The organism is Mycolicibacterium psychrotolerans, from assembly GCF_010729305.1.
GTDB classification, from domain to species: Bacteria; Actinomycetota; Actinomycetes; order Mycobacteriales; family Mycobacteriaceae; genus Mycobacterium; species Mycobacterium psychrotolerans.
Genome location: NZ_AP022574.1, coordinates 1,742,262 through 1,767,476 on the forward strand (window position 1 = coordinate 1,742,262; position 25,215 = coordinate 1,767,476).

At 69.0% G+C, this 25,215-nt stretch carries 25 protein-coding genes and 1 pseudogene; 19 read left to right on the forward strand and 7 right to left on the reverse strand.

Annotated elements, in window-relative coordinates:
- Positions 1–11: 11 nt before the first annotated feature.
- The 6 genes from G6N45_RS08570 (at position 12) to G6N45_RS08595 (ending at position 6,629) form a co-directional block, all read left to right on the forward strand.
- On the forward strand, positions 12–905 hold the full coding sequence (locus tag G6N45_RS08570; protein WP_163721634.1) for a phosphoribosylaminoimidazolesuccinocarboxamide synthase: 894 nt from the start codon (positions 12–14) through the stop codon (positions 903–905).
- The gene (locus G6N45_RS08575) at positions 902–3,022 is read left to right on the forward strand and encodes a S9 family peptidase (RefSeq protein ID WP_163721636.1); all 2,121 of its coding nucleotides are present in this window, start codon (positions 902–904) and stop codon (positions 3,020–3,022) included. Before G6N45_RS08570 ends, G6N45_RS08575 begins: the two co-directional genes overlap by 4 nt.
- Positions 3,023–3,055: 33 nt before the next feature.
- The gene (locus G6N45_RS08580) at positions 3,056–3,610 is read left to right on the forward strand and encodes a TetR/AcrR family transcriptional regulator (protein WP_163721638.1); all 555 of its coding nucleotides are present in this window, start codon (positions 3,056–3,058) and stop codon (positions 3,608–3,610) included.
- Between the two features lie 22 nt (positions 3,611–3,632).
- Positions 3,633–4,121: a glutathione peroxidase gene (locus G6N45_RS08585; RefSeq protein WP_163721640.1), complete on the forward strand. Its 489-nt coding sequence runs from the start codon at positions 3,633–3,635 to the stop codon at positions 4,119–4,121.
- 136 nt (positions 4,122–4,257) lie between these two features.
- On the forward strand, positions 4,258–4,962 hold the full coding sequence (locus G6N45_RS08590) for a DUF2334 domain-containing protein (RefSeq protein ID WP_163721642.1): 705 nt from the start codon (positions 4,258–4,260) through the stop codon (positions 4,960–4,962).
- 26 nt (positions 4,963–4,988) lie between these two features.
- Entirely contained in the window at positions 4,989–6,629 is a 1,641-nt protein-coding gene (locus tag G6N45_RS08595; protein WP_163721644.1) for an FAD-binding dehydrogenase, read from the forward strand.
- On the opposite strand, the gene G6N45_RS08600 is transcribed toward G6N45_RS08595, so the two are convergent.
- Positions 6,626–7,003, reverse strand: a complete 378-nt coding sequence (locus G6N45_RS08600) for an SgcJ/EcaC family oxidoreductase (protein WP_246228923.1) — start codon at positions 7,001–7,003, stop codon at positions 6,626–6,628. The genes G6N45_RS08595 and G6N45_RS08600 overlap by 4 nt on opposite strands.
- A complete protein-coding gene (locus G6N45_RS08605; protein WP_163721655.1) occupies positions 6,990–7,697 on the reverse strand; it encodes an SDR family NAD(P)-dependent oxidoreductase in 708 nt (235 codons plus the stop codon). The genes G6N45_RS08600 and G6N45_RS08605 overlap by 14 nt, the downstream gene beginning before the upstream one ends.
- A gap of 119 nt (positions 7,698–7,816) precedes the next feature.
- Here G6N45_RS08605 and G6N45_RS08610 point away from each other — a divergent pair, with 119 nt between their 5' ends.
- Positions 7,817–8,749: a LysR family transcriptional regulator gene (locus G6N45_RS08610; protein WP_163728073.1), complete on the forward strand. Its 933-nt coding sequence runs from the start codon at positions 7,817–7,819 to the stop codon at positions 8,747–8,749.
- A 42-nt stretch (positions 8,750–8,791) separates the two neighbouring features.
- On the opposite strand, the pseudogene G6N45_RS08615 reads toward G6N45_RS08610, so the two are convergent.
- A pseudogene (locus tag G6N45_RS08615) lies at positions 8,792–9,823 on the reverse strand (YbfB/YjiJ family MFS transporter); the annotation flags it as partial.
- A 79-nt stretch (positions 9,824–9,902) separates the two neighbouring features.
- Complete coding sequence (locus G6N45_RS08620) at positions 9,903–10,565, reverse strand: MBL fold metallo-hydrolase (RefSeq protein ID WP_163721658.1); 663 nt, start codon at positions 10,563–10,565, stop codon at positions 9,903–9,905.
- A 41-nt stretch (positions 10,566–10,606) separates the two neighbouring features.
- Between G6N45_RS08620 and G6N45_RS08625 the strand changes: the two genes are divergently transcribed.
- From G6N45_RS08625 to G6N45_RS08650, 6 genes are read left to right on the forward strand one after another with little or no spacing between them, the layout of a single operon-like run.
- Positions 10,607–11,269, forward strand: a complete 663-nt coding sequence (locus G6N45_RS08625) for an ATPase (protein ID WP_163728076.1) — start codon at positions 10,607–10,609, stop codon at positions 11,267–11,269.
- Between the two features lie 35 nt (positions 11,270–11,304).
- On the forward strand, positions 11,305–11,547 hold the full coding sequence (purS, locus tag G6N45_RS08630; RefSeq protein WP_057150623.1) for a phosphoribosylformylglycinamidine synthase subunit PurS: 243 nt from the start codon (positions 11,305–11,307) through the stop codon (positions 11,545–11,547).
- Positions 11,544–12,215: a phosphoribosylformylglycinamidine synthase subunit PurQ gene (gene purQ, locus G6N45_RS08635; protein WP_163721661.1), complete on the forward strand. Its 672-nt coding sequence runs from the start codon at positions 11,544–11,546 to the stop codon at positions 12,213–12,215. The genes purS and purQ overlap by 4 nt, the downstream gene beginning before the upstream one ends.
- Before the next feature lie 30 nt (positions 12,216–12,245).
- Positions 12,246–12,530, forward strand: a complete 285-nt coding sequence (locus G6N45_RS08640) for a type VII secretion target (RefSeq protein ID WP_163721663.1) — start codon at positions 12,246–12,248, stop codon at positions 12,528–12,530.
- 48 nt (positions 12,531–12,578) lie between these two features.
- Positions 12,579–13,877 carry a hypothetical protein gene (locus tag G6N45_RS08645; RefSeq protein ID WP_246228924.1) on the forward strand — a complete coding sequence of 433 codons (1,299 nt, stop codon included), beginning with the start codon at positions 12,579–12,581 and terminating at the stop codon, positions 13,875–13,877.
- Complete coding sequence (locus G6N45_RS08650) at positions 13,877–14,605, forward strand: hypothetical protein (RefSeq protein WP_163721666.1); 729 nt, start codon at positions 13,877–13,879, stop codon at positions 14,603–14,605. Before G6N45_RS08645 ends, G6N45_RS08650 begins: the two co-directional genes overlap by 1 nt.
- 66 nt (positions 14,606–14,671) lie before the next feature.
- On the opposite strand, the gene G6N45_RS08655 is transcribed toward G6N45_RS08650, so the two are convergent.
- Positions 14,672–15,469: a family 1 encapsulin nanocompartment shell protein gene (locus tag G6N45_RS08655; RefSeq protein ID WP_163721668.1), complete on the reverse strand. Its 798-nt coding sequence runs from the start codon at positions 15,467–15,469 to the stop codon at positions 14,672–14,674.
- On the reverse strand, positions 15,466–16,458 hold the full coding sequence (locus G6N45_RS08660) for a Dyp-type peroxidase (protein ID WP_163721670.1): 993 nt from the start codon (positions 16,456–16,458) through the stop codon (positions 15,466–15,468). The genes G6N45_RS08655 and G6N45_RS08660 overlap by 4 nt, the downstream gene beginning before the upstream one ends.
- A 52-nt stretch (positions 16,459–16,510) precedes the next feature.
- On the opposite strand from G6N45_RS08660, the gene G6N45_RS08665 reads away from it, so the two are divergent.
- From G6N45_RS08665 to G6N45_RS08690, 6 genes are read left to right on the forward strand one after another with little or no spacing between them, the layout of a single operon-like run.
- Positions 16,511–17,767 (forward strand): M18 family aminopeptidase, encoded by a 1,257-nt coding sequence (locus G6N45_RS08665; RefSeq protein ID WP_163721671.1) that lies wholly within the window; start codon positions 16,511–16,513, stop codon positions 17,765–17,767.
- A gap of 15 nt (positions 17,768–17,782) precedes the next feature.
- Positions 17,783–18,130: a VOC family protein gene (locus G6N45_RS08670; RefSeq protein WP_163721673.1), complete on the forward strand. Its 348-nt coding sequence runs from the start codon at positions 17,783–17,785 to the stop codon at positions 18,128–18,130.
- 19 nt (positions 18,131–18,149) lie between these two features.
- Positions 18,150–19,349, forward strand: a complete 1,200-nt coding sequence (locus G6N45_RS08675; protein ID WP_163721676.1) for a cation:proton antiporter domain-containing protein — start codon at positions 18,150–18,152, stop codon at positions 19,347–19,349.
- A gap of 9 nt (positions 19,350–19,358) precedes the next feature.
- Positions 19,359–21,665 carry a phosphoribosylformylglycinamidine synthase subunit PurL gene (gene purL, locus G6N45_RS08680; RefSeq protein ID WP_163721678.1) on the forward strand — a complete coding sequence of 769 codons (2,307 nt, stop codon included), beginning with the start codon at positions 19,359–19,361 and terminating at the stop codon, positions 21,663–21,665.
- 10 nt (positions 21,666–21,675) lie between these two features.
- Positions 21,676–23,394: an alpha/beta hydrolase gene (locus G6N45_RS08685; protein WP_163721680.1), complete on the forward strand. Its 1,719-nt coding sequence runs from the start codon at positions 21,676–21,678 to the stop codon at positions 23,392–23,394.
- On the forward strand, positions 23,391–24,002 hold the full coding sequence (locus G6N45_RS08690; protein ID WP_163721682.1) for an Rv0804 family intramembrane glutamic endopeptidase: 612 nt from the start codon (positions 23,391–23,393) through the stop codon (positions 24,000–24,002). The genes G6N45_RS08685 and G6N45_RS08690 overlap by 4 nt, the downstream gene beginning before the upstream one ends.
- On the opposite strand, the gene G6N45_RS08695 is transcribed toward G6N45_RS08690, so the two are convergent.
- Complete coding sequence (locus G6N45_RS08695) at positions 23,999–25,204, reverse strand: MCE family protein (protein ID WP_163721684.1); 1,206 nt, start codon at positions 25,202–25,204, stop codon at positions 23,999–24,001. The two genes, G6N45_RS08690 and G6N45_RS08695, sit on opposite strands and share 4 nt — an antisense overlap.
- Positions 25,205–25,215: the final 11 nt, after the last annotated feature.

A 25,215-nucleotide genomic window follows, 5' to 3' on the forward strand; every position in this document is an offset into this window, starting at 1 on the left:
AGGCTGACCCGATGCGCCCCGCTCTGTCCGACTATCAGCACGTCGCCAGTGGCAAGGTTCGCGAGATCCATCGCGTGGACGACCGGCACCTGCTGTTCGTCGCCACGGACCGCATCTCGGCCTACGACTACATCCTCGACAGCGAGATCCCCGACAAGGGCCGCGTCCTGACCGCGATGAGCGTGTTCTTCTTCGACCACCTGCAGGTGCCCAACCATCTGGCCGGTCCGCCCGACGACGCCCGGATCCCGCAGGAGGTGCTCGGACGCGCCCTGGTGGTCGAGCAGCTGGAGATGTTGCCGGTCGAGGCGGTGGCCCGCGGCTATCTCACCGGATCGGGGTTGATCGACTACCAGGAGACCGGCAGCGTCTGCGGAATCCCGCTGCCGCCGGGGCTGGTGGAGGCCAGTCGGTTCGCCGAGCCGCTGTTCACCCCGGCGACCAAGGCCGAACTCGGCGAGCACGACGTCAACATCACGTTCGACGACGTCGTCGACATGATCGGCGCGGAGCGCGCCGAACAGCTCAGGGATCGGACACTGCAGACCTACCGCCGGGGTGCCGAGCACGCCTTGAGCAAGGGCATCATCGTCGCCGACACCAAGTTCGAGTTCGGCGTCGACGGATCAGGCGAACTCGTCCTCGCCGATGAGGTTTTCACCCCCGACTCCTCGCGCTACTGGCGCGCCGACGACTACACCGAAGGCAGCGTGCAGAACAGCTTCGACAAGCAGTTCGTGCGCAACTGGCTGACCGGCCCCGAGTCGGGCTGGGACCGCCACGGCGATGAGCCCCCGCCGCCGCTGCCCGCGGACATCGTCGACGCCACCCGCGCCCGCTACATCGAAGCCTACGAACGCATCTCAGGACTGCGTTTCGACGACTGGATCGGAGGGCGGCTGTGAAGCCACCGGTGGCCAAGCGGGTCGACCATCACCGGGAACACCACGGTGACGTCTTCGTCGATCCCTACGAATGGCTGCGGGAGAAGACCAGCGCCGAGGTGATCGACCATCTCGAGGCCGAGAACACCTACACCGAGCACGTGACGGCCGACCTGGCGCCGCTGCGGCAGCAGATCTTCGACGAGATCAAGGCCCGCACCAAGGAGACCGACCTGTCGGTCCCGACCCGCCGGGGCGACTGGTGGTACTACGGCCGCAGTTTCGCCGGCAAGCAGTACGGAGTCCAATGCCGGTGCCCCGTCGCCGATCCCGACGACTGGACCCCGCCCCAGCTGACCGAGGACACCGACGTTCCCGGTGAGCAGGTGCTGCTCGACGAGAACGTCGAGGCCGAGGGTCACGACTTCTTCTCACTCGGCGCCGCCAGCGTCAGCGTCGACGGCAACATTCTGGCCTACTCCGTCGACGTCAAGGGCGACGAGCGGTACACGTTGCGCTTCAGGGACTTACGGACCGGACAACGCTACGACGACGAGATCGTCGGCATCGGCGCCGGGGCGACGTGGGCCGCCGACAACCGAACCGTCTACTACGTCACCGTGGACGACGCGTGGCGGCCCGACACCGTGTGGCGGCACCGGCTGGGCGCGGGGCTGCCTGCCGAGTTGGTGTATCACGAGCCCGACGAACGGTTCTGGGTCGCGGTGGGGCGCACCCGCAGCAACAGGTACGTGATCGTCGCGGCCGGAAGTGCGGTCACCTCGGAACTGCGGTATGCCGACGCGACCGACGGTCACGCGGAGTTCACCACGATCTGGCCCCGGCGGGAGTCGGTCGAATACTCCGTCGAGCACGCCGTCGTGGGCGGCGAGGACCGGTTCCTGATCCTGCACAACGACGGTGCGGAGAACTTCACCCTGGTCGAGGCGCCGGTCGCCGATCCGTCGGATCACCGCGCATTGATCGAGCACCGCCGCGATGTGAGGCTGGACGCGGTCGACGCGTTCGAGGACCTGCTGGTGGTCAGCTACCGCAGTGAGGCGCTGCCCCGCATCCAGCTGTGGCCGATACGCGACACCGAATACGGCGAGCCACAGGACATCCGGTTCGACTCCGAGCTGATGTCGGTGGGTCTGTCGGCCAATCCGAACTGGAGCGCGCCGAAGCTGCGCATCGGGGCGACGTCGTTCGTGACGCCGGTGCGCATCTACGATCTGGACCTGGCCACCGGTCAGCGCACACTGCTGCGCGAGCAGCCGGTGCTCGGCGACTACCGGCCCGAGGACTACGTCGAGCGGCGGGACTGGGCGATCGCCGAAGACGGCGCGCGCGTGCCGATCTCGATCGTGCACCGGGTGGGTGTGACGACCCCGGCGCCGCTGCTGCTCTATGGCTACGGCGCGTACGAATCCTGCGAAGACCCACGGTTCTCCATCGCACGGCTCTCGCTGCTCGACCGTGGCATGGTCTACGCCGTCGCGCACGTGCGCGGCGGCGGGGAGCTCGGGCGGCTCTGGTACGAGCGCGGCAAGCTGCTGGAGAAGCGGAACACGTTCACCGACTTCGTTGCCGCGGGACGCCATCTCGTCGACACCGGCGTCACGGTGCCGGAGAAGATGGTGGCCTACGGCGGCAGCGCCGGCGGCCTGCTGATGGGCGCGGTGGCCAACATCGCGCCCGACTTGTTCGCCGGGATCCTGGCCGCGGTGCCGTTCGTCGACCCCCTCACCACGATCCTCGATCCGTCGCTGCCGCTCACCGTCACCGAGTGGGACGAGTGGGGTAACCCACTGGAGGATCCCGACGTCTATCACTACATGAAGTCCTATTCGCCGTACGAGAACGTCGAAGCCAAGCGATATCCGGCCATCCTGGCGATGACGTCGCTCAACGACACCCGCGTCTACTACGTCGAACCCGCGAAATGGATTGCCGCACTGCGCCACGTGCAGGACGATCCCGACAGCGACGGCGCGCGGGTGCTGCTGAAGACCGAGATGAACGCGGGGCACGGCGGGATCAGCGGACGCTACGAACGCTGGAAGGAAGCCGCGTTCCAGTACGCCTGGCTACTGGATGTGGCCGGCGTAGGCGACGACGGCGGCGGCGCTATCTAGTCGCTGTCAAGATGACCGGGCTATCATGCCCGCATGGTCAAAGCCACCTACCACCACGGCGATCTCAAGGCGACGATCCTGGCCCACGCCGCGGTGCTGGTGGCCGAGCGCGGGGCCGACGGCGTCTCGTTGCGCGAGTTGGCCCGCACCGCAGGGGTGTCGCACGCCGCGCCGGCACACCACTTCACCGACCGCCGCGGCCTGTTCACCGCGCTCGCCGCGCAGGGCTGGCGGTTGCTGGCCGAGGCGCTGTCGGAGGCACGTCCCGAATTCGGCGACGCCGCATTGGCCTACGTGCGGTTCGCCGTCGAGCACCCGGGCCACTACGCGGTGATGTTCGACCGGTCGCTCGTCGACCCCGACGACACCGAACTCGACGCCGCCCGCTCGGCTGCGGGCGCAGAACTCGCCGCCGGCGTGGGAACGCTGAACGACGCACGGGCAGCGCAGGATCCGCAGGCCGCCGGGCTGGCAGCATGGTCACTGGTGCACGGCTTCGCGATGCTGTGGCTCAACGGCGCCATCGACACCGACGGCGATCCGGTCCGGACCGCGCAGCGCGTGGCCCAGATGCTGTTCACCCCGTGAGGGTGCCGGTACCGTCTGCCCCATGACGCTCACCGATATCCCGCTGACCACCCTCGACGGCCGGGCCACCACGCTCGGCGAATTGGCCGGCGGGGCGGCGCTGGTGGTCAACGTCGCCTCGAAATGCGGCCTCACCCCGCAGTACAGCGCGCTCGAACAGTTGGCCAGGGATTACGCGGACCGCGGCCTGACGGTGATCGGTGTGCCGTGCAACCAGTTCATGGGCCAGGAGCCGGGCAGCGCCGAGGAGATCCAGACGTTCTGCTCGACGACCTACGGGGTCACGTTCCCGCTGCTGGCCAAGACCGACGTCAACGGCCCCGAGCGCCACCCGCTCTACGGCGAGCTGACCGGGACCGCCGACGACAGCGGCGAAGCCGGCGACGTGCAGTGGAACTTCGAGAAGTTCCTGGTGGCACCCGGCGGCGAGGTGGTGCGGCGGTTCCGGCCGCGCACCGTTCCCGGCGACCCCGAGGTGATCTCGGCGATCGAAGAGGTCCTGGCGCCCTGATCGGGCGACGATCAAGCGGCGAGGGACGAGCCGCGTTGAGGAGCCCGGCAATCAAATGCTGATCGGGGGCCGACAGTTCAGCCGGGCGAGTCGTGTTGTTGTCCCTCGCGACACCTGACGTTGCGACACTGCGGGTGTGGCAGGACAACTGATCGTCTCGATCTCCGGGATCAGCGACCGGACCATCGACGACGTCGCAACGTTTCGGACCCAACTGAAGAACCGCGGCGTGCCCGTGTCGTTCCTGGTGGCCCCCAGGATCAAGGGGGGATACCGGCTCGACCGTGACCCCACGACCGTCGGCTGGCTGACCGAACAGCGCGCCCACGGTGATGCGATCGTGCTGCACGGGTTCGACGAGGCCGCCACCAAAGCGCGTCGCGGCGAGTTCGCGACCCTGCCCGCGCACGAGGCGAACCTGCGGCTGATGGCCGCCGACCGGGTCCTCGAACACCTCGGCCTGCGCACACGCCTGTTCGCCGCGCCCGGGTGGAACGTCTCCCAGGGTGCGCTGACCGCCTTGCCGCGCAACGGCTTCCGATTGATGGCCGGGTTGAGCGGGATCACCGACCTGGTGCGCCGCCAGACCGTCCGCACCCGGGTGCTCGGCATCGGGGAGGGATTCCTGACCGAACCGTGGTGGTGCCGCACCGTGGTGCTGTCGGCAGAACGCACGGCACGCAGGGACGGCATCGTCCGGGTGGCCGTCGCCGCCCGGCATCTGCGCCGGCCCGGACCCCGGCAGGCCCTGCTGGACGCCGCCGACCTGGCCCTGATGCACGGCTGCGAGCCCACCGTCTACACCTGGCGCAACCCGGCTGCGCTGTCCGACGCCGCCTGAGGGTCCGCGCTCGCTACATTGGCCGCATGGCAGATGATGCGGACGTCATCGTGGTCGGCGCCGGCCTGGCCGGGCTGGTGGCCGCGTGCGAACTGGTCGAGCGGGGTCGCCGCGTGCTCATCGTGGACCAGGAGAACGAGGCCAACGTCGGCGGCCAGGCGTTCTGGTCTTTCGGCGGGCTGTTCTTCGTCAACAGTCCCGAGCAGCGCCGCCTCGGCATCCGCGACAGCCACGAGCTGGCCCTGCAGGACTGGCTCGGCACCGCCGGGTTCGACCGCCCCGAGGATCACTGGCCCCGGCAGTGGGCCCACGCCTACGTCGACTTCGCGGCCGGCGAGAAACGCAGCTGGCTGCGCGACCGCGGGCTGCAGATCTTCGCGATGGTCGGCTGGGCCGAACGCGGCGGCTACGACGCCCGCGGCCACGGCAACTCGGTGCCGCGCTTCCACATCACCTGGGGAACCGGACCGGCGCTGGTCGACATCTTCGCGCGCCGCCTGACGGGACCACTGGTGCGGTTCGCGCACCGCCACCGCGTCGACGAACTCATCGTCGACGGCGGCGCCGTCACCGGCGTGCGCGGTGCGGTGCTGGAACCGTCAGCCGCGGTGCGCGGCGCACCGTCGTCACGAAACACGGTCGGCGAGTTCGAGTTCCGCGCACAGGCCGTCATCGTCGCCAGCGGCGGCATCGGCGGCAACCACGACCTGGTCCGCGCGAACTGGCCGAAGCGGATGGGCCGGGTGCCCGAACAGCTGCTCAGCGGTGTGCCCGCGCACGTCGACGGCCGGATGCTGGGCATCTCCGCGGCGGCGGGCGCCCACATGATCAACAGCGACCGGATGTGGCACTACACCGAGGGCATCACCAACTACGACCCGATCTGGCCGCGGCACGGCATCCGCATCCTGCCCGGGCCGTCGTCGCTGTGGCTGGACGCCACCGGCCGGCGGCTGCCTGCGCCGCTGTATCCCGGCTTCGACACCCTCGGCACGTTGGAGTACATCGCCCGGACCGGGCAGGACTACACCTGGTACGTCCTGAACAAGCGCATCATCGACAAGGAGTTCGGGCTGTCCGGGCAGGAGCAGAACCCGGACCTGACCGGCCGCAGCATCCGCGGGGTGATCGAACGCGGCCGCAAGGGTCCCGCACCGGTGCACGCGTTCGTGGACAAGGGCATCGACTTCGTCACCGCCGACTCGCTGCGTGACCTGGTCGCCAAGATGAACGCCGTCCCCGACGTCGAGCCGCTGGACTTCGCCGTGGTCGAGGAGGAGGTCACCGCCCGCGACCGCGAGGTGGCGAACCGATTCACCAAGGACAGTCAGATCACCGCGATCCGCGCCGCCCGCGGCTACCTGGCCGACCGTGTCAGCCGCGTCGTCGCGCCGCACCGTCTCACCGACCCCAAGGCCGGCCCGCTGATCGCGGTGAAGCTGCACATCCTGACCCGAAAGTCGTTGGGCGGCTTGCAGACCGACCTCGATTCGCGGGCGCTGCGGGAAGACGGTACCCGGGTGGACGGTTTGTACGCGGCCGGCGAGGCCGCGGGCTTCGGCGGCGGAGGCGTCCACGGATACCGCTCGCTGGAGGGCACGTTCCTGGGCGGATGCGTGTTCTCCGGCCGGGCGGCGGGCCGTGCCGCGGCCCGCGACGTGGGTTAGCGCGTCGGTGCGGGCCGCGCGCTGACCTGGTACTGCTGGATGCGCCAGCCGCCGTCACCGCGGACGAGCACCACGCCGAGCATCAGCCGAGTCACCGTGCCGTCGGGGCGGGCGAAGTCGGCCCGGCCGTAGCCGAGCACCACCTGGTCGGCGGGCCGCCGGATCTCATCGATGCGGTAGTCGACTGTCAGTCCAGGCGGCTGGCCGTCGTAGTAGGCGAACACGCCGCCGCGGCCCACGGTGTACGGGTGCAGGCCCTGGAAGACGGCGTCCTCGGTGAACACCGCCGCCACTCGGGCCGGGTCGTGCGCGTCGATCCCGGCCTTCCACTCGTCGAGCACCGCGTGCACGATCCCGCTCTCAGTGTCCGGCACTCTGACCTCCGTCGACGTGCAGGATCTCGCCGGTGACGAATCCTGCGTTCTCCAGATACAACACGGCGCCGACGACATCGTCGAGGGTGCCGAGCCGGGCCACCGGGTGCAGCGCGGCGAGGAACGGATGGGTGGCGGGATCGTGCATCGGGGTGTCGATGGTGCCGAGTGCGACGGCGTTGACCCGGATGCCCCGCTCGGCGTACTCGATCGCCAGCGACTTGGTCGCCGCGTTGAGTCCGCCCTTGGTCAACGACGCGAGTACGGAGGGCACCTGCTTGTTCGCCTGGTCGACGAGGCTGGTCGAGATCGTCACGATGTGCCCGCCACGCTCGGTCATGGCGGCGACGGCGGCGCGGGTGAGCTCGAAGAACCCGCGCAGATTCACCCCGGTGATCGCGTCGTAGTCGGCGTCGGTGTACTCGGTGAACGGCTTGGAGATGAAGATGCCCGCGTTGTTGACGACCGTGTCGACCCTGCCGAAGTGCTCCAGGGCGGCTCCGATCACGTCGGCTCCGACGCCGGGCCGCGCGATGTCGCCGGCCACGGTCAGGACCAACGGATCGTCACTGGGGGCGATGGTGCGGGAGTTGGCGACGACGGCGTAGCCCAGCGTGCGATATCCGGCGACGAGTGCCGCGCCGATGCCCTGGGATGCGCCGGTGATGACGACGGCGGGAGGGGTGGTGTTCATGGTCCGTGCCTTTCTGTGGGGCTGATGCACTGCTCAACACGGCCCCGGCGGCGGGCATGTCCGCCCGGCGGGACGAGTTTCCTCGTTGGTGAGAGGACATGACTACTACGCTTCGGCAGGTGGAGCTGCGTCAGTTGCGGTACTTCGTCGCCGTTGCCGAGGAGCTGAACTTCGGACGTGCGGCGCAGCGGTTGCGCATCGCGGGTCCGTCGCTGTCCCAGCAGATCAAGGCGCTGGAACGTGACCTGAAAGTGCAGCTGTTCGACCGGGACCGCCGCTCGGTGGCCCTGACGCCCGCCGGTGCGGCACTGGTGGCCGACGCTCGTGCGCTCATCGACCAGGCGGACGCGTTGCGCAGGCGCGCAACAGGTTTGGCAGTGTCGGATCCGGTGCGGATCGGGTGCGTGAACTGGTGCCCGACCGACTGGGTCGAACGTGCCGCCGGGGTGGCGCAATTGCGGGTGGACACCTGGGTGATGCCGTCGCACACGCAGGCCGCGCGGGTGGCCGACGGGGCGTTGGATCTGGCGATCTGCTGGATACAGAACGACGACCTCGCCGCGTTGTCGCTGCAGGCGCGGCTGATCGGCGTCGAGCGTCTCCATGCGCTGAGCACCGGAGCCGACACGTCGCCGGTGGCCGCGAAAAGCCTTGTGGTGCTGACCGACGACGACACGGCCAGCTGGTCGTCGTGGAACCGCTACGCCGAGCAGTTCGCCGCCGACACCGGCGCCCGCGTAATGCGCACGGACGACGGCGGGGTCACCGGTCCCACGTTCTTCGAGCACGTGCGTCGGCTGCGCCGGCCGGTGCTGGTCAATCCGAGGGGACACCAGGACCCGGAACCGCGGGACCTGGTGCGCCGCCCGGTGGTGGACCCGACACCGCTGTGGACGTGGTCACTCGTGTGGCGGACCGGCGAAGACCGACCTGCCGTGTGGGCGGTCATCGACGAATTCACCCGCGACACCTCGACGTTGAGAATGGACGAGCCCGACACGTGGCTGCCTGCCGAGGATCCCCACCGCGGCGGTGGCGAGCGCCGCCAGTGACACGATGAGCGCCGAGACGACCAGCGCCGGCCGGTACCCGCCGTCCATCAGAGGTGCCACAACCAGCGGGCCGGCGATCTGCCCGACGGAGTAACCGACGGTCAGCAGAGCCACCGCACCGCGGGTGCCCAGCAGCCGGCCCTCCGCCATCGCGAGCGTGCTCACCCCGATGAACGTGCCGCCGAACAGCAGCGCGCCGGTGAGGCTGGCCGCACTGCTGCCCTGGCAGGCCAGCGCGATCCCGGCGGCCTGCAGGGCCAGGGCGGCAGTGAGCATGGCGGGCCGGCCCAGCCGCGTCCCCAGCCGTGCCCACAGGCCGGCCGACGGGATGACGGCCAGCCCGACCACCAACCAGACGCTATTGCCCAGCGCGCCGGGGGAGTGCTGTGCCACTGCGGCCACCAGGAAAGTGCCGGCGATGATGTAGCCGATGCCTTCGAGGGTGTAGCCGGTGAACAGCAGCGCGAAGCGCGCCGTGCCGGCGCGGTCCACCTGGGCACGCGCCGTCTCGGCCGTCGCCGCGACCCTTTGCGGACGCACCCACCAGCCGGCGGCCGCCAGCACCGCGGCCAGGCCGGCAGCCGCCCACCAGGCCGTGCGCCAACTCTCGGTGGGCAGCGCGAGCACCACGGCCGCCGACACCGCGATGCCCGCACCGACCCCGCCGAACCCCCAGCCGGCCTTCTCCGGCAGCCGCTCGAGCAAGGTGTTGACCGCGACGACGAACACGACCGCGCTGGCGAAACCCGCCGCGGTGCGCAGCGTCAGCCACGCGAACACGTTCATGGTCAACGCCATGGCGGCCAGGCTGGCCACGATCCCGGCCAGCGCCACCCGGCACGCCACCGCCGACCGGGCGAGCCGCGGCGACAGCGTCGTCGCCACCGCCCCGCCGAGGTAACCCACATAGTTGGCCGTCGCCAGATGCCCGGCGATCTGCGCGGTCAGTCCGGCCTGCGCCGTCATCAACGGCAGGATCGGGGTGTACACGAACCGCCCGACGCCCATGGCGGCCGCCATCGCGGCAGCGGTGGGAAGCGCCCCGAATGCCACGGTGTGAAGGTGTCGTCGCATCCGTCCATCGTGAGCGGTCCGCCCGGTTCCCGGCCAGGACCGAATCACTCACAGCTGGAAGGGTTTTGCTCTCACCGACCTACGAGAAGTCGGTCCCGCTCTCCGGGTCGAGCACGCGGAAGTCGGTGTCGGTCATCTCCGAGAGGCGGCCGTAGAAGATCGGCCGGGCCACGGGATCGATGATCGCCTGGTGGATCGGCACCGCGTGGGTCGGATTCACCGCGCGCAGGTAATCCACCGCCTCGGAGATCTTCATCCACGGCGCGGCCGCCGGGGTGGCCAGCACGTGCACCGGTTCCCCTGGCGCGAACAGTGCGTCACCCGGGTGCATCAGTTTCGCGGCGTGCTCGCCGTCGCCGACGAGATACGAGATGTTGTCGATGACAGGGATTTCCGGATGGATCACCGCGTGCTGCCCACCTACCCCGCGCACCGTGAGGTGGCCGATCGACAGTTCGTCACCGACATGCACGGCCTGCCACGGTTCGCCGAGCTGCGCCGCGGTCTGCGGATCGGCGTAGAGGGCCGCCTGCGGGTTGGCTTCCAGCAGGGCGGGCAGGCGTTCGGTATCGGCGTGATCGGGATGCTGGTGGGTGATCAGGATTGCCGACAGGCCGGTGATGCCCTCGAAACCGTGCGAGAAATTGCCCGGATCGAACAGCACGGTGGTGGCGCGGCCGGGCGCCGAGGAGTCGGAAAAGCTCGCCAACAGGCATGAATGGCCGAAATGTGTGAGCTGCATGCCTATATTGTGGCGCGCAGGGGGAGTGGGGGGTAGTGCAGGTGCGATGGGTGGCGACGCTGGCTTTGGCGTTATCGGGGGTGTTCGTGGCACCCGGCGGCGCGCAGGCCGTACCCGGGTTCTGCCCGCCGATCTGCGATGCGATCCCTGACTCCGCCTGGATCGAGCCCTCATCGATCCCGCTCGCGCCGGTCTACCGGTGGCCGGCCCTGGCCGGGGTCGCCGTCACCGCACCGGCGCCGAGGTTCGAGTTCGAGTCGTGGTGCGTCACCCCCGACTCGGCCACCGACCCCCGCCGCTACGCCGTCGCCGCGCGCGCCGCTGTGCCCAACCCGGACGGCCAGTGGAACCTGCAGGTACAGGTCATTCACTGGCGCGGCGACACCGTCACCGGCGGCAGAGCAGCTCTCGAGACGCTGGAGAAGGCCCGGATCGCGCTGGCGACCTGCCACCTGACCGGCCCGGGGGCGTCGCCGTCGATCACCACCAGCGACGTCGACCGCATCGCGACGGTGATCAGCGACTCCGGTAGCCGCGTGATGCACGCGTATCTGCTGGCCGACCCGGCCAGCAGCACCGTCGTCGAGGTCGTTCTGTGGACGAGGCTGCCGTCGCAGGTGGAGTGGCGTGCGGGGCCCGACGCGCAGGTTCTCGACGCGATGGCCGCCCCGCTGTGCACCGCCTACCTGGGCTCGTGCCGGTGACGCGACGCCGGTGTCGCCGCAGGTAGAGTGTGCGCGTGGCAAAAGTGGTGGTGCACGTCATGCCGAAGGCGGAGATCCTCGACCCCCAGGGGCAGGCGATCGTCGGCGCGCTGGGTCGACTGGGCTTCGACGGGATCTCAGATGTGCGGCAGGGCAAGCGATTCGAACTCGAGGTCGACGACGCTGTCGCCGACGAGAAACTCGCCGAGATCGCCGAGTCGCTGTTGGCCAACACCGTGATCGAAGACTGGACCGTGACCCGGGAGAGCGACACATGACCAGGGTGGGCGTCATCACATTTCCGGGCACCCTCGACGACATCGATGCCGCGCGGGCGGTCCGGCTGGCCGGCGGGGAACCCGTCAGCCTGTGGCATGCCGACGCCGACCTCAAGGGTGTCGATGCGGTGATCGTTCCCGGCGGATTCTCCTACGGCGACTATCTGCGCTGCGGCGCGATCGCACGCTTCGCGCCGGTCATGGGTGAAGTCGTCGAGGCGGCCAGGCGCGGCATGCCGGTGCTCGGCATCTGCAACGGCTTCCAGGTTCTCTGCGAGGCGGGACTGCTGCCCGGCGCGCTGACCCGCAATGCCGGCCTGCACTTCGTGTGCCGTGATGTGTGGCTCGAGGTCGCGTCGAACACGTCGGCGTGGACGACGCGCTACGAGCAGGGCGCCGATCTGCTGGTGCCGCTGAAATCGGGCGAGGGTCGCTACGTCGCCGGCGACGAGGTGCTCGACGAGCTGGAAGGCGAGGGCCGCGTCGTGTTCCGGTACCGGGACAACATCAACGGGTCGATGCGCGACATCGCGGGCGTCAGCTCCGCCAACGGCCGGGTCGTCGGCCTGATGCCGCATCCCGAGCACGCCACCGAGGCGCTGACCGGACCGTCGGACGACGGGCTGGGGATCTTCTACTCGGCGCTGGACGCGATTTTGGTGTCCTGACCCCCGGTCGCGCTGCGTTAGCGTCGACCTGTGCTGGTCGATCCTGATGTGTTGCGGGCCTTCGCGGGACAGGTGGATGAAGCCTCGGGGGCCATCCACGCGGTGAACGTGGGGCTTGAGGCGTCCGCGGCTGCCGACGGGCTCGCCGGGTCCACGACGCAATGGGCGATGCGTCTGGTCGGTGAGCACATGACGACGCTGTCGGACGCGATCGCCACCAACGTCACCAAAATGGGTGCCGCGGTCCGCGGCGCGGGGGACGCCTTCGAGGTCGAGGACACCGCGTTGGCCGGCTCGTTCGACGAACTCTTCTGATCGGTGCTGCCGTCACGTTCGCGTTTGCAGGGTTGGCGCCCCGATTCGTTGACCGCAGCCGGTGAAGCGCTCGAGCGGGCCGGCGAGTCGGTGTACACCGCGGTTCGTGATCTCGACGACGGAATCGATCGGATGCCTGCGGCCGAGGCGTGGACCGGGGTTTCGCACAAGGCGGCAGGCGCGATGTTCGGGCGGGCCACCGACAAAGCGTCGACGTTCAAGCACTATTCCGAAGCCGTCGCACGTGCGCTGTCGGCGGGCGCCGGTGCGATCGGGACAGCGCGCACCGCCCTGCTTGGTCATGCGGACGAGATCGATCGTGGTGAGCTGTGGGTCAACGACATGTGGGTGGTGCTGATCAAACCGGCCCGCGTGTCGGCGGAGAAAGCGGCGTCGCTGCAAGCGCAGGCCAAGTCGGAACAGGCGGAGATCAACCTTCTGCAGCTGGCGCTGGGTGCTGCGGACGAGGACGCCGCGCGCAGCGTCCAGGCAGGCGCAACCACGTTCGGGTTCGCCCCACCGGTCAACGATGCGGCAGGCATCTTCGCGGCCACCGGAGTCACGCCGCCCGCTGACGACGTTCCCAATCCTTCGACGCCCGTTGGGCTCAATCAACAGGAGGTGTTCCGTGACAACGACATGGCGCAGACCGTGCGGGAGTCGAAGGAGTGGGAAACGGCAGACGGGCAGTACCGGAGAACGCTGATCATGATGGACGGCAGCAGACACGAGATATGGGAGTGGAACGACTTTGCGCCGTGTGTGGCGGACGATTACTACGACAAGGACGGCAACGAGATCTCGAATTCGTTCTCACAAGATAAATCGCGTTACGACGGAACGCAATTCACCTCTATCCAGTTCCCGGACGGTACCGAGGTCACGATGACGAGAACGGCAGACGGCAAGACGACCGGCGGCGTCACGACTGGCGATGGACGCCATGGCGTGCTGCCGGACGAATTCTTCACGCACCCAGAGATCACCATCGCCGGAGGGGCGCTGACCGGGTTGGAGAAACAGGCCGAGCGAGGGATTCCCATGCTCACACCGCAGTCTGTCGAGAACCTGGGCAAAGCCGGCAAGTATGGCGGACCCGCACTCGGGGTCGCAACTGCTCTGTACGACACGGTCACTGCCAAGACGTTTCAGGACGCATGCCTGGCCGCCATCTCAGGAACGGCGGCGATCGGCGGGAGTTATGCCCTTGGCGGGCTCGGAGCGGCAGGTATCACCGCGCTGGGGTCGCCCGAATTCGCTCCGATTGCAACCGGTGCGGGCGATGTGTTTGGAGGTTGGACTTTCGGCTACCTCGGCGGCATCATCGGCAACGTGGTGTGCCGCTGATGAAGTCCTCGGTGGTCATCATCGCGGCCGTCGTGTTCGGAGCGTTCGGGGTGTTCACTGCAATAGTCGCCTGCGTCCAATTGATGAGGCAGGAAGTGCCGAGTGCGATTGTGGCTATGGGGGCAACGGTTTTCTGCCTGGGTTTCGTCGTTCCCGCCTTCAAGACCGTTCCGGGCCGGGTGATGCCACGTGTGCAGTCCGATGGCAGAGGAACAACGTTCCGCCCCGACCGTGGCATCGAGATTCCGATTCAGGTGGCAATGGCCGGTGCACTCGTGTCTTCTGTATTGATACTCGTTCTACTTCCTCTGGGGCGGCTCGCGATCCCCGTTCCGCCGAACATGCGATATGCACTTCCCTTCACGTCAGCGTTCCTCGTGGCGGGCATCGCGCCGATGCTGTGGCGGAACATCCGCCGCGGCAGCATGAGTTACCTCCGATTGACGGCGCACGGGTTCGAGATGGTGCAGGGCTGGCGGCCGCAAGGCGCTGACTGGGCATTCGTGAAGGACGTCGCCTCTGAGGTGCCTAATCAGAAAGCCCAGACGCCCAGCACCATCGTGTTCGTTCTGTCCGACGACACGGTGCTGAGGTTCACGGCAAGTGCTTACACCCCCGACGGCACCGCCCTGCGGGACCTGGTGCACTACTACTGGCAGCATCCCGAGAGTCGCGATGAGCTCACCGACGATCGCGCGCACGCGCGACTTTTGGCGGCGCTGCGCTGACGCGAGCGTGCGCGAAATGCCACGCAGGAGCGGCGTGTCGCGCGCAAACACGCTCGCTCGCGCAAACTACGGAGTCAGGGCGACCGAGGCCTCGGCGGTGTAGCACAGGAACGTCAGGGTCTCCTGCAGGTACAGCTGCACCGTGTCCGCGTCGTGCGAGAGATAGCCGATCGCGACGTCGGTCCCCAGCTGCAGATCGAAATCGCCTCCACGCGTGGACAACACAAAGGCACCATCGATCGCCGGGGCCCAGATGATGTCACCGTCGACGAGGCGGTTGATGTGCTCGAGGATCGGATAGCCGTGCGCGGTGGTCTCCGCGACACGCGTGTACACGTCGGCCGACAGCAGCACGGCGTACGGTCCGTCCACCCCCGCCAACCGCAGCGCGCTCAGTGCCTGCGCGATGACGTCGGGGATCTCACGCGGATCCTCGGGCAACGCCAGCGCCGGGTTGGAACTGCACTTGCGGATCCCGCCGATCGACGCCGCTCCGTAGCCTTCGAAGATCGCGCGATCCTCGGCGAAGGCCAGCTTCCTGGCCGCCTCCTTGACCGCGTCCCAGTCCGAGTCCTGAGAGCCACGTTCGACGTCGTCGATGTCGATCCGCTTGACGGTGAACGGAACTCGCAGCCGCACCAGGGGCCGAGCCTCGCGCAGGTGCGCGATCACCCCGTCGCCGGGCGCGGCCACGTCGAGCAGGTGACCGGTGCTCACCGCGGCCGTCACCGCGCCGCCGGGATCGTTGACGTCGACCACCCGGCGACCGGCGATGTGGCGCTTGAACGTTCGCGTCGCTTCCTGCTCGATCTCGTTCCACGCCTCATCGGTGATCGGCGCCAGTTCTCGGTACAGGTTGTTCATTGGGGGTGTCCTTTCAAGCTGCCGATGCCCAGCGAGCCGGTGCGGCCGGGCGGTGCCGACGGAAGAGGCGGGGGGTCGTCGAGGAAGTCCTGGATCGGTGTGAAGAAGAGCGAGCCGGTGATGGCCGTCGAGAACTCGAGAATGTGATCGGTGTTGCCCGGCGGCCGGCCGATGAACATGTTGCGCAGCATCTCCTCGGTGACCGCGGCGGCGCGCGAGTACCCGATGAAGTAGGTGCCGAACTCGCTCCTGCCGATCTCACCGAACGGCATGTTGTGCCGCAGGATCTTCAACTCGTTGCCGGCCTCGTCTTCGATGACGTTCAGCGCCACATGCGAATTCGCGGGTTTCACCGCGTCGTCGAGTTCGATGTCGTCGAGCTTGGTGCGCCCGATGACGCCCTCCTGCTCTTCGGTGGACAAGGCCTTCCACGCCGCCATGTCGTGCAGGTACTTCTGCACGTGCACATAGCACCCGCCCGCGAAATCAGGGTCCTCGTCACCGATCTGGGTCGCGCTGTCGGCCAGGGGGCCGTCGGGATTCTCGGTGCCGTCGACGAAGCCCAGCAGGTCCCGGTTGTCGAAGAACTTGAAGCCGTGCGTCTCGTCGACGACGGTGATCGGCCCCATCGCCTCGACGATCTTGGTGGCCAGCTCGAAGCAGACGTCCATCGATTCGGCGCGGATGTGGAACAGAAGATCGCCCGGTGTCGACGGGGCGCGGTGACGGCCGCCGTCGAGCGCGATGAAGCGGTGCAGTTCGGCGGGCCGAGGCCCGGAGAACAGCCGGTCCCAGGCGTCGGACCCGATGGACGTCACCACCGACAGGTGCTTGGTGGGGTCGCGGAAACCGATCGCGCGCACCAGACCCGCGACGCCGCCGAGCGCGTCGTGCACCGCCTGCTCGCCGCCCGTGTCGATCGTCGCGACGAGGAAGATGGCCGCCGGCGTCAGCGGTGCGAGGACCGGCTGCGGCAGGGGGGCGGGCACCGTCTGACCCTAGATCATGATCAACTCCGGTGATCGACGAAGATGGAGAACCATGTCGGCTGATGCGCAGGGTTTGTGTGGGTTCATCGACGCGTCCCCGTCACCGTTCCACGCCTGCCGTACGGCGGCGCGTCGCCTGCTCGACGCCGGCTTCGCCGAGGTTTCCGAGGGCGACGCGTGGAACGGGGCGGGCGACTACTTCGCCGTCCGTTCCGGCTCCCTGATCGCGTGGCGGGCCACCGGCGACGCGCGGCTGCCGTTTCGGATCGTCGGCGCCCACACCGACAGCCCCAATCTCCGGGTCAAGCAACATCCGGATCGTGCGGTGGCGGGCTGGCAGATCGTCGCGCTGCAGCCCTACGGCGGGGCTTGGCTGAACTCCTGGCTGGACCGTGACCTCGGCATCAGTGGCCGGCTCTCCGTCCGCGCCGGCAACGACCTCGACGACGTGCTGGTGCGTATCGACGATCCTGTGCTGCGGGTCGCGCAACTCGCCATTCACCTGTCCGAGGACCGCAAGGGCGTCGAGCTGAATCCCCAGCGGCACGTCAACGCCGTCTGGGGTGTCGGCAACGGCCCCCGGTCGTTCCTGGACTTCGTCGCCGAACACGCCGGGGTGGCGGCCGACGCGGTGCTCGGATTCGACCTGATGACCCACGACATCAACCCGTCGCGGCTGGTCGGCGTCGACCGCGACCTCGTCAGCGCCTCCCGCCTGGACAACCAGGCGACCTGCTATGCCGGGCTCGAGGCGTTCCTGTCGTCTAAGCCGGGCGGGCACGTACCCGTGCTCGTGCTGTTCGACCACGAAGAGGTGGGCTCACAGTCCGACCACGGCGCCCAGTCCGATCTGCTGCTGACCGTGCTGGAGCGCATCACGCTGGCCGCAGGCGGTGGGCGCGAGGACTTCCTGCGCCGCTGCTCGGCGTCGATCGTGGCGTCGGGAGACATGGCGCACGCGACCCACCCCAACTACCCCGAGCGGCACGAACCCGGCCACCTCATCGAGGTGAACGCCGGTCCGGTGCTCAAGGTGCAGCCCAACCTGCGGTACGCGACGGACGGCCGCACCGCCGCCGCCTTCGCGCTCGCCTGCGACCAGGCCGGCGTGCCGCTGCAGCGCTACGAACACCGCGCCGACCTGCCGTGCGGGTCGACCATCGGGCCGATGACCGCGGCGCGGACCGGGATCCCCACCGTGGACGTCGGCGCCGCGCAACTCGCGATGCATTCGGCACGCGAAGTGATGGGCGCCGCCGATGTCGCCGCCTACTCCGCCGCGCTCGGGGCATTTCTGTCACCGGCCTGACCTAGGGTCGGCTGCATGTCACTCGATATCGCGATGATCACCATCGACTGTTCGGATCCCGACGCGCTGGCCGGCTGGTGGGCCGAGGCGGTCGGTGGAGACGTGAATGCGGTCGCCCCAGGCGAATTCGTGATGGTCGGCCGGCAGTCCGGCCCCACCCTGGGTTTCCAGAAGGTGCCCGACCCGACCCCGGGAAAGAACAAGGTGCACCTGGACTTCCACACCGCCGACAAGGAGGCAGAGGTGGTGCGCCTGGTCGGCCTGGGGGCGCGGGAAACCGGGCGGCACAGTTTCGGGCCGGAGTTCGACTGGGTGGTCCTGGCCGACCCGGAGGGCAACGCGTTCTGCATCGCCGGCGGGTAGCCGCTGGCAAGATCTCCTCGTGCTGCTCTCGCTGATCGCCTTCTCGGTGGTGTTCGCCGCCTGGGCGTTATCGGCGAGGCGGCTGGAAGAGGCGCGCCTGACGGCACCGATGGTGCTGGTGCTGGCCGGCATCGCGGTCGGCTTCAGCACCTCGGACGCACTCGCCGAATCGCTGAACAGCAACACCGCCCAGCGCAGCGCCGAACTGATCCTGGCTGTGCTGCTGTTCGTCGACGCCACCGACATCCGCGGCGGCCTGTTCGGGCGTGACCCGCGCTCGGCCCTGCGGATCCTGCTCCTCGCGCTTCCGTTGAGTCTGGCCCTGTCGGTGCTCCTGGGTTCCTGGCTGCTGCCCGACGTCTCGTGGGCGGTGCTGCTGATCATCGCGTGCGTGGTGGTGCCGACGGACTTCGCGCCCGCCGAGTCGATCCTTCGCGACGTTCGCATCGCCGAGAAGGTCCGCAACCTGCTGGGCGTCGAGGCCGGCTACAACGACGGCATCGTCTCCCCGGTGTTCCTCTTCGGGCTCGCCCTGGCGGGCGACCGCGCGCACGCCGGACGGCCCCTGCACGCATTCGGTTCCGCGGTGGCGCACTCGCTGACGGCGATCGTCGTCGGCCTCGCCGTCGGCGCGCTGCTCGCGACGCTGATCAACCTCGCCGAGCGGCGCGGCGCGATGACCGCGCAGAGCACCAGGATGATCTTGGTCACTGCCCCCGTCATGGCCTACGGCCTGAGCCTGGCCGTGCACGGCAACGGGTTCGTGTCGGCGTTCGTCTGCGGTATCGCGTTCCACTACCTGCGCCACACGCCCGCGCTGCGTGCCGAAATGGAGTTGCTCAACGACATCGGCTTCTTGCTAACGGCCCTGATGTGGTTCGTGTTCGGCGCGGTCGCCGTGCTGGCGCTGAGCACCGGGGTGTCCTGGTCGATCGTGGTGTTCTGCCTGCTCGCCCTCACCGTCGTGCGCGTGGTGCCGGTGTTCGTCGCGATGCTCGGCTCACCCCGGTTCACCCGGCGGGAACGCTTGCTCATCGGTTGGCTGGGCCCGCGCGGCACCGCATCGATCGTCTTCGGTTTGCTGGCCTTCAACGTGCTGCCCGAGGGCGACGAACACACCGCGTTGATCGTCATGGTGGTCGCGGTACTGGGCAGCGTCGTGCTGCACGGTCCGGCCGCGTCTACCGCCGCGGCGCGATTGGCGCAGGCCACGAACTAGACTGAGCCGGTGACGTCCGGGCTCACTCACGAGGTCGATACGGTCGACCACGCAGCATCCACCCCAGATCATCCGCAACCCTTCCGCGAACTCGGTCTCAAGGACGACGAGTACGCGCGGATCCGCGAGATCCTCGGACGTCGGCCCACCGACGCAGAGCTCGCGATGTACTCGGTGATGTGGAGTGAGCACTGCTCCTACAAGTCGTCGAAGGTGCATCTGCGCTACTTCGGCGAGACCACCACCGAGAAGATGCGCGAGGCGATGCTCGCGGGCATCGGCGAGAACGCCGGCGTCGTCGACATCGGCGACGGCTGGGCGGCCACCTTCAAGGTCGAGTCCCACAACCACCCGTCCTACATCGAGCCCTATCAGGGTGCCGCGACCGGCGTCGGCGGCATCGTGCGCGACATCATGGCGATGGGCGCCCGCCCGGTCGCGGTGATGGACCAGCTGCGGTTCGGCGCCGCCGACGCGCCCGACACCCGCCGAGTGCTCGACGGCGTGGTGCGCGGCGTCGGCGGTTATGGCAACTCCCTCGGGTTGCCCAACATCGGCGGTGAGACGGTCTTCGATGCCAGCTACGCCGGCAACCCGTTGGTCAACGCCCTCTGCGTCGGTGTGCTGCGAACCGAGGACCTCAAGCTGGCGTTCGCCTCCGGCGCCGGCAACAAGATCATCCTGTTCGGCGCGCGCACCGGGCTCGACGGCATCGGTGGGGTGTCCGTGCTCGCCTCGGAGACCTTCGGCGGCGACGAGTCCGGGGCCGGCCGGAAGAAGCTGCCCAGTGTGCAGGTCGGTGACCCGTTCACCGAGAAGGTGCTCATCGAGTGCTGCCTGGAGCTTTACGCCGGTGATCTGGTGGTCGGCATCCAGGACCTCGGTGGCGCTGGATTGTCCTGTGCCACTTCTGAACTCGCGTCCGCCGGGGACGGCGGCATGCGGGTCGAGCTCGACCAGGTACCGCTGCGTGCGGCCAACATGACGCCCGCGGAGATCCTGTCCAGCGAGTCCCAGGAACGCATGTGCGCGGTGGTGACGCCGGAGAACGTGGACGCGTTCCTCGCGGTGTGCCGCAAGTGGGACGTGCTGGCCACCGTCATCGGCGAGGTCACCGAGGGCGACCGGCTCGAGATCACCTGGCACGGCGAGACCGTGGTCGACGTGCCGCCGCGCACCGTCGCGCACGAGGGCCCCGTCTACGAGCGGCCCGTCGAGCGCCCCGCCACCCAGGACGCGCTCAACGCCGACACGTCAGCGGCGCTGCCCCGCCCCCGCACCGGCGAGGAATTGCGAGCCACGCTGCTGGCGATGCTCGGCAGCCCGCACTTGTGCAGCCGCGCGTTCATCACCGAGCAGTACGACCGCTACGTGCGCGGCAACACCGTCCTCGCCGAGAACGCCGACGGTGGTGTGCTGCGCGTGGACGAGGAGACCGGCCGGGGCATCGCCATCTCCACCGACGCGTCGGGGCGCTACACGGCGCTGGACCCCTACGCCGGCGCCCAGCTGGCGCTGGCCGAGGCGTACCGCAACGTGGCGGTCACCGGGGCCACCCCGATCGCGGTGACGAACTGCCTGAACTTCGGCTCCCCCGAGGACCCCGGCGTGATGTGGCAGTTCTCCCAGGCCGTCCGCGGTCTCGCCGACGGCGCTGCGGCACTGGGCATCCCGGTCACCGGCGGCAACGTCAGCTTCTACAACCAGACGGGCACCACGCCGATCCTGCCGACGCCGGTGGTGGGCATCCTCGGCGTCATCGACGACGTGAAGCGCCGCATCCCCACCGGTTTCGGCACCGAGCCCGGGGAGACGCTGATCCTGCTCGGCGACACCGGTGACGAATTCGACGGTTCGATCTGGGCGCAGGTCACCGCCGATCACCTCGGCGGGGTGCCACCCCGCGTCGACCTGGAGCGTGAACGGCTGCTGGCCGAGGTGCTGACCGCGGCCTCGCGCGACGGACTGGTGTCCGCCGCCCACGACCTGTCCGAGGGCGGACTGATCCAGGCCGTCGTCGAAGGGGCGCTCACCGGCGAAACCGGTTGCCGGGTGCTGCTTCCGGAGCAGAGCGATCCCTTCGTGGCGCTGTTCAGCGAGTCGGCGGGCCGCGTGCTGGTCGCGGTGCCGCGCACCGAGGAGAGCCGGTTCACTGCGATGTGCGAGGCGCGGGGCCTGCCCGCCACCAGGGTCGGCGTCGTCGACCAGGGCCCCGAGGGTGGCGAGCCCAGCGTAGAGGTGCAGGGCTTGTTCACGGTCACCCTGGAGGAGTTGCGCCGGACGTCGGAAGGTGTGCTGCCCGGGTTGTTCGGGTGACCGTCAGGTGATGGCCGAGGCGCCGACCCGACACCCCCTCTACGTCTGGGCGTGGGACCTGCTGCGCCTCGACTTCACCGGGATGGCCTTCGGCGGGCTGTTCTTCTGCATGTCGCTGACGCCGTCGCTGCTGCCGAGGGACTGGTTGTTCCAGGGTCTGATCGGCGGCATCAACGCGGCGATCGGGTACGGCATCGGGGTGTTCCTGGCCCGGATGGCGCGCCGGTTCATCCTTGCCGGAAGGTCATGGTGGCCACCGCCGTTGGCGGTGTCATCGGCCCTGAAGACCCTCACCGTCGTTCTCGTGCTGACCGCGTGCGTGCTGATGGTCATCCCCGCGGCCGGTTGGCAGCGCCAGGTGTCGGCGCTGATGGGCATGCAGGGTCCCAGCACGGCGAGCTATCTGCGCACGCTGGTGCTCGCCGCAGTGGTCGGCGGGGCCTGTGTGGCGGTGACGCGGGTGCTCATCGATCTGATCAAAACCATGGCGCGCTATCTGATCCGGCGGTGGCGGCTCTCCGACGAGTTGGCGCTGTTCATCGGCACGACGATCGTCGTGGTACTGGTGATCACGCTCGTCAACGGCGTGCTGGTGCGGGGCTTCCTCGCCGGCGCCAACCGGGTGTTCCAGCCGCAGAACGCCACCACGATGGCCGGCGTCATCCAGCCGCAAGCGCCCGAAAGATCGGGTAGCCCCGAATCGTTCGCGCCGTGGGACACGCTCGGCTATCAGGGCCGCGCCTTCGTGGGTACCGGGCCCGACGCGGCTGAACTCACCCGGATCAACGGCACGCCGGCCAAGGAACCCGTCCGGGTCTACGTCGGTCTGCAGACCGCCGACACCGACGACGCCCGGATGGCGGTGCTACTCAGCGAACTCCAACGCAGCGGCGCCTTCGAGCGCAAGGTCCTCGTCATCGCGCCGACCACCGGCACCGGATGGGTAAACCCGATCGCGGCCAGGTCACTGGAGATGATGTACAACGGCGACACCGCGATCGTCGGATCGCAGTATTCGTATCTGCCCAGCTGGATTTCGTTTCTCGGCGATCAACAGAAGTCGGTGGACTTCGGCCGCAGGATGATCGATGCCATCCACGACCGCTGGGCGACGTTGCCGCCCGATCGGCGCCCCCGCCTGCTGCTGTACGGCGAGAGCCTGGGATCCATGGCGGGGCAGGGCGCGTTCGACTGGCTGCCCGACATCTCCCGGATGGGTTTCTCCTCGGTGCTGTGGGTCGGGCCGCCCAACGCCAGCTCGCTGTGGCATTCGATCACGGTGCGCCGCGATCCGGGCACCCCGGAGGTGAAACCCCGCTACGACAACGGACGCACGGTGCGTTTCTCCCAGGGCAACGACGCGCAGCAGATCGCGCGCGACGCCGCACCGCCGTGGGACGGCACCAGAGTCCTGTTCTTGCAACATCCCTCGGATCCGATCGTGTGGTGGTCACAGGACCTGCTGTTCAGCAAACCCGACTGGCTGTCCGAACCGCCCGGCCGTGACCGCACCGCCTCGATGCGGTGGTACCCGATCGTCACGTTCTGGCAGGTCGCCGCGGACATGACGAACGCGTCCTCGGTTCCCGGCGGGCACGGGCACAACTACGGCGACTACATCCTCGACGGCTGGGTGGCCGTCGCGCCGCCGCCCGGGTGGACCCCGGCCGACACCGAACGTATCCGGACCGCACTGCAGCAGACCGCAGCCGAAGACGGAAGCCAGTGAGGCGCGACTGGATTCGGGCCGTGGCGCTGGCCGCGGCCCTGCTGGGCTGGAGTGCGGTGGCCCCGCGATTTCCGCTGCGGTGGCATCCGGTGCCGCACACCGTTCTCGGGGCCGCCGCCGCGGCGTCGACCCGCTCGTCGCTGGGCCTGCGTCCGCCCGCGCTGGCCCGTGGACTCCGTTGGGGGAGTGCGGCCGCCGCCACCGTGATCATCGGCGTGGCGGCCGCCACGACGGTGGCGCCGGTGCGCGCCGGGATCTCGGCAGGCACGCCGCCCGACTCGGCCGCCCGATGGATGTTGCTGCGCATACCGTTCGGAACCGTCTGGTCGGAGGAGACGACGTACCGCGTCGCGCTCGGGTCCGCGGCCGCGCGGGCATTCGGCGCACCGCGCGGGCGGTGGTTCACCGCAGCGATGTTCGGGCTCTCCCACGTGGCCGATGCGCGCGCCGCCGGGCAGTCGGTACCCGGCACGGTGGTCGTCACCGGTGCCGCGGGCTGGATCTTCGCCTGGCTGTACGACAGGTCGGGCAGTCTCGCTGCGCCGATGCTGGCCCACCTCGCCGTCAACGAAGCGGGAGCCGTTGCCGCCGTGGCACTTCGGCGCTAAGGGTTGATCGTCGGCTCCCCGACCTGCCGGCCCCACACGTACTCGACCAACATCGGCTGCCCGAGCTCCATGTGGTTGTAGGGCGCGATGCTGAAACCGGTGTCCATCACCAGATAGGGGGCCGGCCACAGGTCGCGGGTGATCTTCTGCCAGCACCCCGGCCGACCCTCCGGACCGCCCCGCGCGTTCACCCGTGGCAGGTTGTCGGGATAGACGAAGGGGTTGCCCGCTCCCATGATGGTGCCCGCGGAGCGCAGCGAGTAGCCGTTGTCCCCGCCGAGCACCCGGGCGATCTCCGGACCGACCTTGGCGTAGTTGCGCGTGGTGCAGAAGATCATGCCCCGGTAGTCGTCGAGCAATTTCGATGTCGGCAGCAGATCGGCCGCGCCGCGCACGAGGTAGGGCGCGCTGCGGGTGAAGACATCGGTCGCCGGATGGGCGAATCCGAGCGCCGCCATCAGGGCGGCGTCGATGTCGCCGGAGCCTTCCGACAGCGTGCGCGCGGTGACGACCGCGGCGTCCAGGCCGTCCCAGAGGTCGCCGGACGCGTCGCTGTAGATGTCGGCCAGCGTGGCGAGCGCACTGACGTCCGAGCGCAGCAGCGGCATCCGCGGATTGAGGTCGTCGAGGATCCGGTTGCCGTCCTGCAGCGACGTCCCGAGCCGATCCCCGAGCCCGTCCAGCGCGGCGGCGGTGGCGCTCAGTGTCTGGTTCAGCTTCACCGGATCCACCTGCTCGGCGATCGCGGTGACGGTCTCGAACAGCGTGTTGAACTCCGTCGTCACCGACGCCACGTCGAGTTCGCCGTTCGCCGAAAGATGCTGTGCAGCAGGCGTTTCCGGTGAACTCAGGGACACGTACTTGTTGCCGAACACCGTGGTGGCGCGGATCTCGACCTCCGCGTTGGCCGGGATGACCGCCAGCGTCCTCGGATCGACCTGCACGGTGAGCCTGGCCTGCGGTGTGTCGCCAGCGGCGTCCTGGTCGATGCCGGCCACCCGGCCGATCTCCACACCGTTGAACGTGACCTTGGCGCCCGGCTCGACGACCAGGCCGGCGCGGTCGGAGACCAGGGTGAGGTCCACGGACCGCCGGAAGTCGCCGCGGAACTGCAGGAACAGCAGCGTGCCCGCGACGGCGAGGACGACCAGGACCAGCGCGCCCAGCAGTTTGTAGGGCGGCGCGTCCCGGGCTACAGACACTTTGAGAACCT